The 15,890-nt window shown below is 71.9% G+C and carries 13 protein-coding genes; 11 read left to right on the top strand and 2 right to left on the bottom strand.

Annotated elements, in window-relative coordinates:
• Positions 1 to 7: 7 nt before the first annotated feature.
• A complete protein-coding gene (locus MKW14_RS28450; protein ID WP_240866994.1) occupies positions 8 to 1,438 on the bottom strand; it encodes a hydrolase in 1,431 nt (476 codons plus the stop codon).
• 120 nt (positions 1,439 to 1,558) lie between these two features.
• Entirely contained in the window at positions 1,559 to 3,157 is a 1,599-nt protein-coding gene (locus MKW14_RS28445; protein ID WP_240866992.1) for an eCIS core domain-containing protein, read from the bottom strand.
• A 230-nt stretch (positions 3,158 to 3,387) separates the two neighbouring features.
• Between MKW14_RS28445 and MKW14_RS28440 the strand changes: the two genes are divergently transcribed.
• The 11 genes from MKW14_RS28440 (at position 3,388) to MKW14_RS28385 (ending at position 15,808) form a co-directional block, all read left to right on the top strand.
• The gene (locus MKW14_RS28440; protein WP_240866989.1) at positions 3,388 to 4,983 is read left to right on the top strand and encodes a phage tail sheath family protein; all 1,596 of its coding nucleotides are present in this window, start codon (positions 3,388 to 3,390) and stop codon (positions 4,981 to 4,983) included.
• 69 nt (positions 4,984 to 5,052) lie between these two features.
• Positions 5,053 to 5,496 carry a phage tail protein gene (locus MKW14_RS28435; RefSeq protein WP_132856017.1) on the top strand — a complete coding sequence of 148 codons (444 nt, stop codon included), beginning with the start codon at positions 5,053 to 5,055 and terminating at the stop codon, positions 5,494 to 5,496.
• Positions 5,496 to 6,026 carry a hypothetical protein gene (locus MKW14_RS28430; RefSeq protein ID WP_240866986.1) on the top strand — a complete coding sequence of 177 codons (531 nt, stop codon included), beginning with the start codon at positions 5,496 to 5,498 and terminating at the stop codon, positions 6,024 to 6,026. Before MKW14_RS28435 ends, MKW14_RS28430 begins: the two co-directional genes overlap by 1 nt.
• The gene (locus MKW14_RS28425; protein ID WP_165955043.1) at positions 6,023 to 6,181 is read left to right on the top strand and encodes a DUF6760 family protein; all 159 of its coding nucleotides are present in this window, start codon (positions 6,023 to 6,025) and stop codon (positions 6,179 to 6,181) included. The genes MKW14_RS28430 and MKW14_RS28425 overlap by 4 nt, the downstream gene beginning before the upstream one ends.
• 3,075 nt (positions 6,182 to 9,256) lie before the next feature.
• Complete coding sequence (locus MKW14_RS41005; protein ID WP_276622013.1) at positions 9,257 to 9,706, top strand: extensin; 450 nt, start codon at positions 9,257 to 9,259, stop codon at positions 9,704 to 9,706.
• Positions 9,707 to 9,754: 48 nt separating this feature from the next.
• Positions 9,755 to 10,177: a phage tail protein gene (locus tag MKW14_RS28410; protein WP_133047369.1), complete on the top strand. Its 423-nt coding sequence runs from the start codon at positions 9,755 to 9,757 to the stop codon at positions 10,175 to 10,177.
• Positions 10,178 to 10,191: 14 nt separating this feature from the next.
• A complete protein-coding gene (locus MKW14_RS28405) occupies positions 10,192 to 10,917 on the top strand; it encodes a CIS tube protein (RefSeq protein ID WP_240866985.1) in 726 nt (241 codons plus the stop codon).
• On the top strand, positions 10,917 to 12,809 hold the full coding sequence (locus tag MKW14_RS28400; RefSeq protein ID WP_240866983.1) for a VgrG-related protein: 1,893 nt from the start codon (positions 10,917 to 10,919) through the stop codon (positions 12,807 to 12,809). The genes MKW14_RS28405 and MKW14_RS28400 overlap by 1 nt, the downstream gene beginning before the upstream one ends.
• Before the next feature lie 31 nt (positions 12,810 to 12,840).
• Entirely contained in the window at positions 12,841 to 13,284 is a 444-nt protein-coding gene (locus MKW14_RS28395) for a GPW/gp25 family protein (protein ID WP_240866980.1), read from the top strand.
• Positions 13,284 to 15,245: a putative baseplate assembly protein gene (locus MKW14_RS28390; RefSeq protein ID WP_240866978.1), complete on the top strand. Its 1,962-nt coding sequence runs from the start codon at positions 13,284 to 13,286 to the stop codon at positions 15,243 to 15,245. Before MKW14_RS28395 ends, MKW14_RS28390 begins: the two co-directional genes overlap by 1 nt.
• Positions 15,242 to 15,808, top strand: a complete 567-nt coding sequence (locus MKW14_RS28385; RefSeq protein ID WP_240866975.1) for a phage tail protein — start codon at positions 15,242 to 15,244, stop codon at positions 15,806 to 15,808. Before MKW14_RS28390 ends, MKW14_RS28385 begins: the two co-directional genes overlap by 4 nt.
• The last annotated feature ends 82 nt before the right edge of the window (positions 15,809 to 15,890 follow it).

The following is a 15,890-nucleotide window of genomic DNA, read 5'->3' as shown; positions in this document are numbered from 1 at the left end:
CATTCCGTCACACCGTCAGCTTGATCGCCTCGACGAAGCGCGAGTTGTCGAAGTGACCGGCGGTGTTGAGGTCGGGGCGGGCGTTGTTGCAGGTCTGGCTGTCCCAGTTCTGGCCGCTGATCTTGACCACGCTGCACAGCTGGCCGGAGCCGACGTTCCAGACGAAGGTCACCATGTAGGGGGCGCCCTCCTTGGTACTGCCGATGTAGTTGTCCTTGCCGTCCGCGACGATGGCCGTCCAGTCCGGCTTCCAGGTGCCCTGGCCGTTGGTCGACTGGGGGTTGTAGACCATGGCGTTGCCGGAGGAGCCCTGGACGCCGTACACCGCGACGTTGAGGGCCATGATCGCCTGGCCCTGTCCGACCGTGCCGGCCACGGTGCCGTCGCACACCGGCTTCTGCCAGCCGTCGCCCTGGACGTAGGCGCGGTAGCAGACGTGCCGGCCGCCGGGGTCGTTCTTCGCCAGCCGGTTCACTGCGGTCGCCGCCGTGTCCGGCTTGGGCTTGGCCGTCTTGGGGGCCGAAGCACCGCCCCCGCCTCCGCCACCGGATCCGCCCGCCCCGGCGGCGGCCCCCGAGTCGGCGGGCGGCGGGGCACTGGTCGTGGCGGGAGGCGCCGGCATCACCGGCGCCGAGGTGGCCGAGGGGCTGGGCGCGAGGGTGGCACCGGCCTCGACGGTCTTCTCGGTGGCGCCGGAGTTGACGGCGGGCTTGTAGGCGATCCACAGCATCACGAAGGTGATCCCGAGGGCCACGAAGACGCCGAAGAAGGTGGCCAGCCAGCGCGGCAGGAACCCGCGCTGGAGGTAAGTCCCCTCCACCGGAAGCGGGTTGGTGCCCGAGCGGACCACGTTCAGCGTGTACGGGTGCTGCTCCTTGCTGCCGAACCAGATGATCCGGCGCGGCTTCAGCGTCGTCTTCACGAACGCCGCACGCCCCGGCTCGATCTGCACGTTGCTCGGATGGATGTCGTACGACAACTGATCGCCGTTGTCGTTGCCGCTGATCGACGCCGTGAGCTTGGTGTTGCCCAGATTGTCCACCGCCAGCCTGGGCCGGCCCCGGAAACGCCCCTTCACGGTCGGCGGCACCAGCTCCGCCCGCACCTCCGTGAACGGCGTGATCGTCAGATTCCCCTCCGGAACCGTCGTCGCCTCCGGATGCTCCGTCGGCGTGATCCGCACCGCATACGGATTCGGACCGGCGGCCGCATCGGGAGTGCGCGGCGGCGCGAACGTCAGCTCCACCGTCCCCGTCGTCCCCGGATACAACCGCAAGGTCTGCGGCTCGACCGTCGTCCAGGGCGCCACCGGCCCCACCGGCTCGAACCGGTACTCGTCCACCACGTCACCGGTATTGCGCAACCGCAACCGCACACGTGCACTGCCACCCGGGTCCACGGTCGCGGAGGCGGGTTCCAGGGAAGTCCACAGGCTCACGCGTCGACGCTAGCCATGGCACGGCAAAGGCACAGGAGGCGGGCGGGCAGCCTTTTCGGCACCGAGACCGGGAGCCTTGCCCTTGTGGGCATCCGGCGGGGGCACCGGCCGCTGTGCGGCTCAGGTCCGCGGCGCCCGGGTGCCGGTGGCCGTCAGGATGAACTGCGCGTAGGAGTCGGCGTTCATCAGCGCACGTTGCCCCATGGCGTACCAGTTCGGCTGCTTCAGCGGTGAGGGCTCGTCCTTGCCGGTGTACTCGCCCGGGTCGCGGACCGCGCGCTTGCCCAGCATCGCCGCGTCCCGTGCCGCCGCCTGGTCCGGCATGATCCCGGCGAGCTGGGCCTCGTACCCCTCCTCCTCCAGCTCCTGGTCGTAGGGGCTGTACTGGTAGTCGAGGGTCCCGGCGAACCGGTGGGTGGCCTCGTGGATGACGTACCAGGCGTTCTGGCCCTTCTCCGTCAGGTGGATGGGGCCGGAGCGGCCGGCGTCCATGGTGGGGAGGTCCTCGCTCTTCTGCTGGTTCGGGTTGAAGATGCGGCTGCTGAGATCGCTCATGCTGGGGGCGACCCAACCCGCGACGTCCGCCGGGGTACCGGTGCCCGCTCCGATCAGGGCGATCTCGGCTCCGGCCGCGTTGAGGCCGGTCTGGATGCGGCGTACGACCTCGGTGACCCGGGGCAGGAAAACCGCGATCTGCTGGGGCGTCGCGCTGCGGAACGCCGGAAAGCCCGACTGGAGCCCTGCCAGCAGCTGCCCGCCGGGGTTGGCTCCGGCCCCCTGCAGCATGGCCAGTACCGACGCGATCTTCTCCTTGGCCTCCACGACAGCTCGGCGGGTCACGGACTCCCGGCCCGGACGGTCACGGTCGGGAATGGTCCCTTTGGTGGTGAACCTGACGTTCCCGCTGCTGTGGTGCTCGTGGGTCACGTCGTCGTACCGGTCACCCGGAGACGGTGTCGCATGGGCGGCCATGCCGAGCTGGCCGGAGGTGCGGACGTCGGCGTGATTGGTCTCGTTCCGCCAGCGGGTCTGCGGGCCGAGACGCGGGTCCTCGAAACTGGAACCGGGCAGGAACTCCCAGACGGTGCGCTGGATCACCGGCGCGCGCTGCCCGCTGCCGGTCGCGGCGGCCGCCTCGGGGGCGCGCAGCGGCTGCACGGGCACGGGACCGCTCATCACCCGCCGGGCCTTCTCCACGGCGTGCCGTTCGCCCGAGTCGTTCTCGTCGGACATGCGCACCCCGAAACCGGTGTCCGTGCCGGGTACCGGACCCGCCATCTGGTCCTCGACGTGCGTCAGTTCGTGCGCCCAGTCCTCCTTGGACATGGGGCCGCCCACCACCACGTTGTTCCCCGAGGTGTACGCCTTCGCCCGCAGCTCGGCCGCCGACTCACGCGCCAGCGTGCCGGTGTGGACCCGCACATGGCTGAAGTCGGCGCCGCCGAACCGGGCCTCCATCTCCCGCTGGACCGTCGGGTCCATGCTCTGCCCGGAGGACCCGAGCACCCGGTGCACCAGGGCCTGACGCTGGACCGAGGGCACGTGCCCGCACCCCGCGTCGTGCTCGTGCCGCTCCTCGGCGACGGCCATGGACACGGCGGCGTTGCCGGCGAGACGCTGGAGGTCCAGTACGCGCTGTGCCGCCGTACCCGGCGCCGGGACCGGGCGAGCCCTCTGCTGCTCGCCGTCCTCGTGGCCCCGTGTCCCCTGTGCGCGCACGGCACTCCCCTCATCGCTGGCCGACTGGCCCCCCAGCGTTATCGGGCGGCCCCCGGCACGGGAAGGTCCGAACGTGCAGACCTGGGGGCAGCGTCGCAGGCCAGGGCATGCCGGAGTGCCCTTGCGGGCAACGCGACTGCCCGCGGTCCGGCACCGGAGGCCGTTTCCCGGGGCCCCCGCGCGCGTGAGGCTGAGGGCGTTCCTGTCTCGTACCCCGAGGAGAGCAGAGCATGCCGTCCTACCTGTCGCCCGGCGTCTACGTCGAGGAGGTGGCCAGCGGCTCGCGCCCCATCGAAGGGGTGGGCACGTCGGTCGCGGCCTTCGTGGGGCTCGCCCCGACCGGTCCGCTCGACGAGCCGACGCTGGTGACCAACTGGAGCCAGTACGTCGCGAGCTTCGGTGAGTTCACCGACGGGTACTACCTCGCGCACTCGGTCTACGGCTTCTTCCAGAACGGCGGCAGCGCCGCGTACGTCGTGCGCGTGGGCGGTTCCGCCGACGACGCCGCGGCCGCGGCCGGCGCCGCCCCCGCCGCCGTGACCGGCTCCGCCGCCAGGGCCGCGCTGCCGGCGGCCGAGCCGCAGCAGATCGGCACGTTCTCCGTGACGGCGATCGCCTCCGGCGGCAACGGCCCGCTGAGCGTCGAGGTCGCCGACCCGGAGGGCGAGGGCCCCGCCGAGCGGTTCAGGCTGATCGTCAAGGACGGCGACAAGGCCGTCGAGAGCTTCGACGTGACCGCCAAGAAGGGCGGCCGCAACTACGTGGTCACGCAGGTGAAGGAGCGCTCGAAGCTCATCACCGTGACCGAGGCCGCGCCGGCCGCGCAGCTGGTCCGCCCGGACAACCAGACGGTGGCCCTCGCGGCCCCCGCGCCCGCCCCCGCCGTACCGGACAAGGCCGTCGAGAACGGCTCGCACCCCGGTCCCGCCCAGTACCTCGGCGACTCCGCGGACCGGACCGGTTTCGGCGGTCTGGAGGCCGTGGACGAGATCTCCATGGTCGCCGTGCCCGACCTGATGGCCGCCTACCAGCGCGGCGCGATCGACCTGGAGGCCGTCAAGGCGGTCCAGCTGGGTCTGATCGCGCACTGCGAGCTGATGGGCGACCGCGTCGCCGTCATCGACCCCCCGCCGGGCCTGAACGCCCGTCAGATCCGGGTCTGGCGGCAGGAGACGGCCGGCTACGACTCCAAGTACGCGGCCCTGTACTACCCCTGGATCAAGACCTTCGACCCGTCCAGCGGCACCTCCCGGCTGATCCCGCCGAGCGGTCACGTGGCCGGCATCTGGGCCCGCAACGACTCCGAGCGCGGTGTGCACAAGGCGCCCGCCAACGAGGTCGTCCGCGGCGCGGTGGATCTGGAGATCCAGATCACCCGCGGTGAGCAGGACCTGCTGAACCCCATCGGCGTCAACTGCATCCGCGCCTTCCCGGGCCGGGGCATCCGCGTCTGGGGCGCCCGCACCCTCTCCTCCGACCCGGCCTGGCGCTACCTGAACATCCGCCGGTACTTCAACTACCTGGAGGAGTCGATCCTGATCGGCACCCAGTGGGTGGTGTTCGAGCCGAACGACCACGCCCTGTGGGCCCGGATCCGGCGCAACATCTCGGCGTTCCTGGTCAACGAGTGGCGCAGCGGCGCCCTGTTCGGCCAGCGGCCCGAGGAGGCGTTCTACGTCAAGTGCGACGAGGAGACCAACCCGCCGGAGTCGGTCGACGTCGGCCGGGTCGTCTGCGAGATCGGCATCGCGCCGGTCAAGCCGGCCGAGTTCGTGATCTTCCGGCTGGCCCAGTTCTCCAGCGGCAGCGGGGAGTTGGAGGAGTAGGGCCGGCGCCTTGCTCCCCGTACCCCCTAGGCCCTTTTCGAGACCTTCCAGAAGGACAGCGAAGACACCATGAGTCTCCAGCCGGGTGACGCCCTCACCTCACACAATTTCGGCCTGCAGATCGACGGCGTGATGGTCGAGTACCTCGCCGAGGTCAGCGGTCTGAGCATCGAGCAGGACGTCATCACGTACCAGCAGAACACCCCGAACGGCCAGAACGTGGTCAAGAACCTGCCGGGTGTGAAGAAGAACGGCACCTGCACGGTCGTCCGCGGCATGACCCAGTCGGCCTCGTTCACCCAGTGGATCAACGAGTCGATCAGCGGCCAGATGACGACGGCCCGCAAGAACGCGTCGATCATCATGATGGACTTCCAGAACAACCCGGTGAAGCGCTACCACCTGCGCAACGCCTGGTGCAACAAGATCGACGCGAGCACGGTGAAGGCGGGCGAGGCCTCCGCGCTCACCGAGACCGTGACGATCGCGTTCGAAGAACTGGTCATCGAGTAATGCGGCGTTCGGCTGCCCGGGCCGGCGCCGTCACGTACTCCGGCGCGGACGCGGCGGCGTCCGCGCCGGAGACGGACATCGAGCTGCCGGGGCCGGAGGCGACACCGGCCCCGGCTCCCGCGCCGGCCCCCGCGTCGGCCCCCGTGCGTCAACAGGAGTCCCTGCGCACGGAGTTCCCCTTCCAGCTGCCGCGCGGGTACGTCGACGAGTCGGGCACCGTCCACCGGGACGGCGTGATGCGTCTGTCGACGGCACGGGACGAGCTGGTGCCGCTGCGGGACGTCCGCGTGCAGGAGAACCCGGCGTACCTGTCCGTGGTCCTGCTCGGCCGGGTCATCACCCGGCTGGGCACGCTGCCCATGGTCCACGACGGGATCGTGGAGAACATGTTCGCCTCCGACCTGGCGTTCCTGCAGGACTTCTACCGCCAGATCAACGCGGAGGGGCACACCCGGGCGGCCGTCCGGTGTCCGCACTGCTCGGAGCCCTTCGAGGTGGAACTCGGCGGGAGCCGCCTGGGGGAATCGTGACGTACGCGACCGACCGGCTGCACGAGGAGATCGCGTACGTCGCCTACCACTTCCACTGGAGCATGGACGAGATCCTGGACCTGGAGCACCACGACCGCCGCCGCTTCACGGACGAGATCGCGTCCCTGGTGACCCGGGCCGGGGCGGAGGGCTGAGCGGTGGGGTTCCTGGACCGGATACGGAAGCGGACCGAGGGCGCCGACGTGCCACGGGCCGACGTCGCTACTGACGGTGACGGTGGTGTGCCTGCGGTGGAACCCGCGGCGGCCCCTCCGTCCGCCGCGGACACGCGGGCGCGCCCCGTCGTGACCGCCTCATGGCCGGGATTGCCGCCGATTCAGCGGACCGTGGTCCCCGGACGGGCCGAGGTGGCGGACGCCGGGTTCGGGGGGCGGTTGCCGACCTGGCAGAACCCGTCGTTCGCGGGTACGGCCTCCCCCGCGGTGCTGGACGGACACTCGAGCGCGAGCCTCGCCGGTGACGCGCCGCGTACGGCCGTGGGCCGGCCGGTCCCCGGGCTCGAACGCCACGCCGGCGCCCTGCCCCTGGCCAACCCCGTCTCCCCGGTGCAACGCACTCCGGCGGTACCGCTGCGGGCACTTCCGGCGCGGGAGTGGGGGACGTTGGCGGGGACGCGGGGTGCGGCAGTGCCGACGTCCGGTTCGGGCAGCGGAGAAGCGGCCCCGACCCCGTCGGCTTCGGCTTCGGCTCGTGCACCCCAGTGGCGGGCGACTCCGACGCAGCCCCCCACCGCGGCACCGCGCCCTGCGCCCGGGGTCCGGGTGACACCGGTACCGGCGGCTTCTTCGCCTTCCCCACCGAGGTCCCTTACGAAGGCCCGGACCGGGACAGCGGCCATACAGCGGCGGACACTGCCTGCGGCCCGAGAGACTTCGACGCCTGCGGTATCGGCGTCAACGGGCCCTGCCAACAGCGGCGTTGAACCGACAGGGGCGTCTTCACCGGCGGGGACGGTCTCGTACGGCGGTGACGAGGGGGCGTCGGTCCAGCGGACGCCGGGCAGCCCTGCGGCTGGGAGCACCAGGGCCGTCGCGGGCGGTGAACCGTCTGTTCCTGTACGGGGTCCCGGCCGGCCTTCCGATGTCGCACCCGGCGCCGGGGCGCCTGTCGGGGGTCAGTCGGCGCGCGGGGGCTCGTCCGGCACCGCCGTCATGCCATCCACGGCTCAGCGGGCGTCGGCCGTCCCGGCGTCCCCCGCCGTCCAACGCCGCGCGACCACGAGTTCGGACCGTCCCCGGTCCTCCTCGAACGACGGCGGCGGTGCGGCACCCCAGGCCCCCGGCGGCTCCCGACCCTCGTCCAACGACAACGGCGGTACGTCACTTCCCGCACCGGCACCCGTCCAGCGAACCCGCAAGACGACAACACCGCCCCCGTCCCAGCCGACGCCCACGAACACACCGCCCGGCAACGGCTCCGACCGCCCGCAGTCCACTTCGAACACCGGCGGCGATACGACACCCCGGGCCCCCGGCGGCTCCCGACCCTCGTCCAACGACAACGGCGGTACGACGCTCCCGACACCGCCATCCGTCCAGCGGACCCATCAGACGACGACACCGAACCTCGGCACGCTCGACATCACGGCGTCCGAGCGCAAGGCCCCGAGCACACCGCCCAGCAACGGCTCTTCCCCCGTCGCGCCCCCCATGGACGTACAGCGCACGGGCCATGGCACCCCCGTCGGCTCTTCCGGAGCACGGTCGACCACACCGTCTGTCGGCGTTCCCCCAGGCACGGGATCCGGCGCACCCACCAGCGCTGTCGAAACACGGCCGACTGCTCCTGCCGTCGACGTCCCCACGGGAACCTCCGTCCAGCGGGCCGTCGGCTCAGCGCCCGCGCCTCAGCAGCGGGGGGCGACTTCGAACTCGGGTGACAGGTCCGTCCAGCGTGCAGAGACCACACCCGCACCGCACCGGCCGGGACCGACCCCGATCGGCGCCCCCGGCGAGCCCCCGCGTCCCTCCGAAGCCCCCGTCCAGAACACCGCTACGACGGCACCCGTCGTGCAGCGGGCCACGGCACATCAACCACGGACGGCGTCGGACACGCGCCCCGCGTCCTCCCAGCGCGCGACGACCGCACCGGCGTCGCACCAACCGCGGACGGCGTCGAACAACGCGCCCGCATCCGCCCCGAGTCCAGCCATCACCCCCACCCAGGGCACCAGTCCGACCGCCCCCACCACGGGCACCTCGGCAGGGCCCGTCGTGCAACGGGCGACGCCCACCAACCCCACACACACTCCCAGCCCCGCCACCCCCTCCCCCGCCCAACCGCACAACCGCACATCACACCGAACGAGGACGGCGTCGAACCCGGGCCCCACACCCGTCCAGCGCACGGCAACCACACCGCCCCCGACCGCCACCCCGGCGCGCGACGGCGCCCCCGCAACACCCCTCGACGGCACGACACCCACGGCCTCGGAGGCACAACCCCACACGCCGGCCACCACCCCGCGAACCGGAACCGACCCGACCGTCCAGCGAACGCAGCAGTCCACGGTCACCGCTCCCCCGTCGGCTCAGCGGCAATCCACCCCCACCACCCCCGCACCGCCTTACCCCACACCCCTCAAGCCCGCCGCCTCGCACTCCACACCCCCGCCGGCCCCCTCAGTCCAGCGAACCGGCACCCGCCGCGGCCTCGGAGCCCCGATCACCTCCCAGCCCGCCCCCTCCCGAAGCACGCACCCCGGACCGGCGACCGCCAACTCCCCTGCGTTCAAGGGGGCTCCCGCACCCTCCGAGTCCCTGCCGACACCCCCGACCCAGCACGCCCACGCCACCGCGCCCTCCACAGCCCCCCGTTCCCCGGCACACCCGACGACCGCGCCGCCCGTCGCCCCACCCCCGTCCATCCAGCGGACCGCATTCGCCTCCCCGCTGACCCCCCGCCGCTCCGCCCTGGGCGCTCCCCTGTCCACTCCCCCCGCCGACACCACCGCCCTCCTCGGCACCCCCACGGCCCCGCCGCCCCCAACTCCCCTCCCCGCAACCCCAGTCCAGCGCATCACCACCCCGACCACCCCGACCCCGGCCCCGGCGCCCACCCCTCTCCCCGACACCCCCACGGTCCCCGCGCCCCCAGCCCAGCGCATCACCACCCCGACCCCGGCCCCAGAACCCACTCCCCTCAAACTCGCCCCCCTCCACCAGCCGTCACCCCGTACCACCACCCCCGGCACCCCCTCCCCCCTCCCCGTGGCCCCCCTCACTCCCCCACCCGCCGTCCAACGCCTCGGGTTCGGCACGAAGACCAAGTCCCCCGCCAAACCCCCGGCCAAGTCCGCCACCGGCGCCCTCGCCGCGTCGGCCGCCGCCGTCGTCGCCTCCGCCGCGCCCGTCCTCACTCACCGGACGTCCCAGGCCGCACCCCGGTCGGCCCCGTCGCACGGCAGCCCCCCGCCCCCGTACAGCGCATCGGCCGCCGCCCCGCCGCCGTACGAACCGCCGCCGCCCTACTCCCCACCGGCCACTCCCCCACCCGCCTACACGGAGATCCCCGCCGGTGCCTTCGACCCCCGGGAACTCACCGACTTCCAGCTGGACGAGCTCGTGCACCGGATCATCGGCCGCGTCACCCGCCTGATCCGCACCGAACTCCGCCTGGACCGCGAACGCATCGGCAAGCTCCGCGACCCCCGCCGCTGACCCGCACCCGACCGCCAGCCACCCCACCTGATCGACAGAAAGGCCGCGATGTCCCGCCAGGACCCGGGCTCCACCATCTGGTTCTCCCTCAGCATCGACGGTGAGAGCCTCGGCTACTTCAACGGCTGTGAGGGACTGTCGTCGCAGGTGGAGATCGAGCAGCGCCAGGAGGGCGGCAACAACGGCTTCGTCTGGCAGCTGCCGACCCGCGTGACGTTCTCGAACATCCGGCTGACCCGCCCGCTGACCCCGGACACGGCGAAGGTCGCCAAGTGGATCTCGTCCGTGCAGACCGGCATCAAGCGCCCCACGGCGCAGATCGCGGCGCTCCGGGCGGACGGTTCGGAAGTCGCGCGATGGGGGCTGATCGACGTGCTGCCGGTCAGCTGGACCGGCCCCTCCCTGGACCCCGCGAGCCCCGCCGTGGCGACCGAGGTGCTGGAGATCGCCCACCACGGGTTCACGGACTGAGAGGGACCGCAGACATGGCCAAGGGCAGCAGGAGTGGCGCCGGCAAGAGCCTCGTACGCGCCACGCTCGCGATCCACGAACCGCCGAAGGGCAAGAGCAGGACGCCCGGCGGGATCATCAAGACGTTCGGCTTCGACTTCAACCCGGCGCAGCTGTCGCTGACCCGCCGCGCGCAGTGGAAGGTGACCCCGGCACAGATCGAACGGGACGGCCCGCTCCCGGAGTTCATGGGTGCCGAGCCGCGCGAGATGGGCGTGGAGATCTTCCTCGACACCTCCGACGAGCCGACCAGCAACACCGTGCTGAAGAAGGTCGAGTCGCTGCTGGCCTGCTGCGAGGTGACGAGCAAGAGCATCGCCGCCAAGCAGCCGTCACCGCCGTGGGTCGTCTTCCAGTGGGGGTCGTTCTCGACGGCCCGGTTCACGGCGTACGTCAGTTCGGTCGAGGCCAGTTACACGCTGTTCTCGACGACCGGCGTGCCCATCCGCGCCACCTGCAAGCTCCAGTTGCACGAGATCCCCAGCAAGACCAAGGGCCAGAACCCGACCTCCGGCGCGCTCACCGCGCAGCGCGTGCACCGGGTCGTGGCGGGCGACTCCCTGCAGTCGCTGGCCTGGCGGGAGTACGGCAACGCGGCCGCCTGGCGCTCCATCGCCGAGGCCAACGGCATCGACGACCCCGCCCAGCTGCGCACCGGCGTCGAACTGGTGCTGCCCGCCGCCGAGGAGGTGCGTACCTGATGGTGCAGTCCGCTTACTCCAACGTCGTCGATGTGAAGATCGGCGGCGCCAAGCTGCCGCCGGAGTTCGCCCCGGACCTGGTGGACAGCTACGTCGACCAGGGCGTCGGCGTCCCGGCCGCGTTCCGGCTGACCTTCCGCGACCCGTACCGGCTGCTGCTGGGCAAGCTGAACATCACCTTCGGCACCAAGGTGGTGTTCGCGCCGGTGGCGGACGGCGAGGGCGCCGGGGATCCGCTGCTGACCGGTGAGGTCACGGGGCTGGAGGCCGACTACGACGGCACCGGCTCCTACACCGTCATCCGCGGCTACGACCTCGGCCACCGCCTCCTGCGCCAGCGCCGCGTGGCCGCCTACCGCAACCAGAGCGCCTCCGACATCGCCCGCAAGCTGGCCGCCAAGGACGGTGTGCCGATCGGGCGGATCGAGTCGACCAGGACCGTGTACGAGTTCATCTCCCAGTCCAATGTGACGGACTGGGACTTCCTCGCCCGGCTCGCGGACGAGAACGAGATGGTGATGTCCGTCGACGCCGACGGCAAGTTCCAGTTCGTGAAGCCCAAGTCGGCCTCGGGGGCGCCCTCTCCAGACACCGACGGCGACAAGAGCCCGTTCGTGCTGCAGGCCGGCCACGACATCCTGCGGCTGCGCGCCGCGGTCACCGCCGCCGACCAGGTGGGCAAGGTCGAGTCCCGCGGGTGGGACGTGACCACGAAGAAGACGCTGACGGCCACCGCGCCTGCCGCCTCCAACCCCGGTATCACCATCGGCACGTCGCCGGGCGCGGCGGCCGGGAAGTTCACGTCGGCCACGCTCGTGGAGACGGGCACGCCCTACGACAGGCAGAACGAGGTGAAGTTCGCCGCGGACGCGCTCGCCGACGACGTCACCGGCGCGTTCGCCGAGCTGGAGGTCGTCGCGCGCGGAAACCCCAAGCTGCGCCCGGGAGTTCCGGTGGCTCTGGCGGACGTCGGGGTGCCGTTCGAGGGCAAGTACACGGTGACGTCCGTGCGGCACGTCTTCGGAGACGGCAAGCACTACGAGTCGTGGGTGACGGTCAGCGGCCGGCAGTGGCGGTCGCTGTACGGGCTGGCCTCGGGCGGGGCGGACACCGCGCCCCGGCTGCCCAGTGTGGCCAACGCGCTGGTCACCGACGTCAACGACCCGCTCAAGCAGGGCCGGGTGAAGCTGCAGTTCCCGTGGCTGGACGACACCTACGTCAGCGACTGGACGCGAACCGTGCAGATGGGCGGCCTCGGCGGGGGCGGGATCTTCCCGCTGGACGTCAACGACGAGGTGCTGGTCGCCTTCGACCGGGGCGCGCTGGACCATCCGTTCGTGATCGGCGGGCTCTACAACGGCCGGGACAAACCGACCGCGGTGAGCGATGTGCCCCTTCACGACACCGTACGGAAGAAGGCGAGCCGGCACACCGTCTCCGACCGGGACGGCAACCGGATGGACCTGCTCAGCCAGAAGACCGGTCCGCGCAAGCAGGGGGTGCGGCTGACGACCGGCAACGAGCGGCTGACCATCAACCTGGACCGGACGAAGACCGAGATCACCGTCGACAGCAAGGGATCGGTCACCATCAAGGGCAGCCGGTCGGTGTCGGTGGAGGCGGGCACCAATCTGTCGCTCAGCGCCCGGCGCAACCTGACCATCAAGAGCGGCGGCGCGCTGAGCATCCAGGGCGGCATGGTCAACGTGCGCGCGCCCGAGATCGGGCTGACGGCCACGGGCGCCCTGAACATGACGGGCACCGTCACCAACCTCACCGGCCTCACGACCCTCCAGCTCAGCTCGCCTCTGACGACGGTCAAGGGAGCCAACTTCACGGTCGCTGCCCCCACGTTCCTGTGCGCCACCATCCCCGTACCGGCGGCGCTGTGAACCGTTTCCGAGCAAGGCAGGTGGAGTCCTGATGGCCGAGCAGTTCGTCGGTTCCGGCTGGTCGTTCCCGTTGCGCATCGGGCCGACCGGCGGGATCGCGCTGGTCAGCGGGGAGCGCGAGATCGAGGAGGCGATCCGGCTCGTGCTGTCGACCTCGCCGGGCGAACGGCCCATGCGGCCGGACTTCGGCTGCGCGATCCACGACCTGGTGTTCGCGCCGGTCAACGAGCAGACCGCGGGCCGTATCCAGCACGAGGTGCACGTCAGCCTGGACCGCTGGGAGCCGCGTATCGAGGTCGAGGACGTCGAGGTCACGGCGGGCGCCGACCAGAGCGTGCTGTTCATCGACGTCCGCTACTCGATCCGCGGCACCAACAACCCGCGCAGTCTGGTCTTCCCGTTCTACGTCATTCCGTCCCACGAGGAGCCCGACGCCGGTCCCGGCGGGGGCAACTCCCCTGAAAGCGACCGCTGATGGCCCTGCCCTCCCCCAATCTCGACGACCGCCGCTTCCAGCAGTTCGTCGACGACGCCAAGCGTTACATCCAGCAGCGCGCCCCGGAGTGGACCGACCACAACGTCTCCGACCCGGGCGTCACCCTCGTCGAGACGGTGGCGCACATGGCGGACCAGATCGTCTACCGGCTCAACCGGGTGCCGGAGAAGAACCATCTGGCCTTCCTGGACCTGGTCGGGATCACCCTGTTCCCGCCCTCGGCCGCGCGCACGGACGTGACGTTCTGGCTGTCGGCTCCCCAGGAGGAGTCGATCGCGGTGCCGCTGGGCACCGAGGTGGCCACCATGCGCACCGAGAGTGAGGAAGCGGTGGTCTTCGCGACCGAGCGCGAACTGACCGTCGTACCGTGCGAGTTGCGGCATCTGCTGGTGCAGCACAAGGGCGAGGCGGCGGTGGAGCGCACCCACGACCTGGCCGAGGACGACAAGGACCTGCTCTGCTTCTCGGAGTCCCCGGATCCGGGGGACTGCATGCTGCTGGGGCTGAGCGCGGCCGTCCCGCACTGCGCGATCGCGCTGGACCTGGACAGCCGCGTGGACGGCGTCGGCGTGGACCCGCGGCAGCCGCCGCTGGTGTGGGAGGCGTGGACCGCGGACGGCTGGCAGCCCTGCGAGGTCGACCGGGACGGCACCGGCGGTCTGAACCGCCCCGGTGAGGTGATCCTGCACGTGCCCGGTGGACACGTCCTGTCCCGCAACGCCGGGCAGGAGGGAGGCTGGATCCGCTGCCGGGTCACCGAGCCACTGCCCGGCCAGCCCTTCTACACCACCTCGCCCACCATCCGCGCCGCCGAGGCCTTCACCGTCGGCGGCACCACGGGTGTCGTCCACGCCGAGACGGTGTACGACGAGGCGCTCGGCGAGTCGACCGGCCTGCCCGGTCAGCGGCTTCGTCTGACGCACGCGCCCGTGGTCGGCGACGACCCGCCGGTGCTGCTGCAGACGGCCGAGCACGAGGGCTGGGTCGACTGGCAGGTCGTCCCCAACTTCGCGGGCTCGGGGCCGCACGACCGGCACATCACCCTCGACGCGACGACCGGGGAGATCGCCTTCGGACCCGCGGTGCGCGAACCGGACGGCACGCTGCGGCAGTACGGCACGGTCGCGCCCAAGGGCTCCCCGATCCGCGCCCGCCGCTACCGCACCGGCGGCGGCCGGGCCGGCAACGTGGCCCGGGGCGCGGTGCAGATCCTGCGCACCTCCATCCCGTACGTCTCCGAGGTCGTCAACCGTGAGGCGGCGCGCGGCGGGGTGGACGGCGAGACGGTCGAGGAGGCGAAGGTACGGGCGCCGATCACGCTGCGCGCCCAGGAGCGGGCGGTGACCCTGCGGGACTACGAGGAGCTGGCGCGACGCGCCGCCCCGGAGACCGCGCGCATCACCTGTCTGGAGGGCGAGGAGGGCGAGCACGGGGCGTACGCGGTACGGGTGTTGGTCGTCCCGCAGGCCGTCCCGGACCCCGGCGGCCGGCTGCGCTTCGAGCAACTGGTGCCCGGGGACGCCCTGTTGGACCGGATCACGCGCCATCTGGACGAACGGCGGCTGATCGGGACGAGGTTGGCGGTCGGGCCGCCGTACTACCAGGGCGTGACCGTCGTCGCCACGGTCCACGCGTTCCGGGGTGTCGACACGGACAAGGTGCGGCGCGAGGCCCATGACGCGCTGTACCGGCACCTGGATCCGCTGACCGGGGGTGCGAACGGCACGGGCTGGCCGTTCGGGCGGCCCGTCCAGGCCGGTGAGGTGTTCGCGGTGCTGCAGCGGGTGCCCGGTGTGGAACTGGTCGACGAGGTGGTCCTGCACCCGGCGGACCCGCTGACCGGCAAGCGGGGCGAGGCGACGGACCGTATCGACCTCTCGGCGCCGTCGCTGGTCTTCTCGTTCGACCACCGCGTCCGGGTGATCGGGGACGGCGCGTGAGGGGGTCCATCGACGGTCTCGGCTCCTCCGCGCCGATCGGCATGATGCTGCCGGCCGTCTTCGCCGACGACGATCTCGCCCAGCGGTTCGTCGCGGGGCTGGACGAGACGGTCGCGCCGATCCACAGCGTGCTGGACTGTCTCGACACGTACTTCCGGCCGTCCCTCGCCCCGCTCGACTTCGTCCAGTGGCTGGGGAGTTGGGTGGGCGCGGAGACGGACGGCGGCGAACCGGAGTCGCTGCTGCGGGCGGCGGTGGCCGCGGCGGCGTACCTCCACCGCATCCGTGGCACGCGGCGCGGGCTGTCGGAGGCCGTGCGGCTGGCGTTCGGCGTCGAACCGGAGATCACGGAGAGCGGCGGAGCGGCCTGGAGCGCCCGTCCGCTGGGCCCGTTCCCCGGCACGCCGCGCCCGCGTCTCCACGTCCACCTCCGTCTCCCCGCCCCCACCCCGGCGGACCACCACCGCCTGGACACCCTCGTGGCGACCGCCCGCCCCGCCCATATGCCGTACACGGTCCAGGTGACCGCCACCGCTCCCGCCGAAAGGACCCCGTCCCCATGACGACCACCCAGAACTGCGCCGAATGCGGCACCCGCGCGGAACCGGGCCAGTCATTCTGCGACGCCTGCGGCGCGGTACTCAG

The organism is Streptomyces gilvus (assembly GCF_022513565.1).
Lineage (GTDB): Bacteria > Actinomycetota > Actinomycetes > Streptomycetales > Streptomycetaceae > Streptomyces > Streptomyces gilvus.
This window is presented reverse-complemented; position numbering and strand designations above follow the sequence as displayed.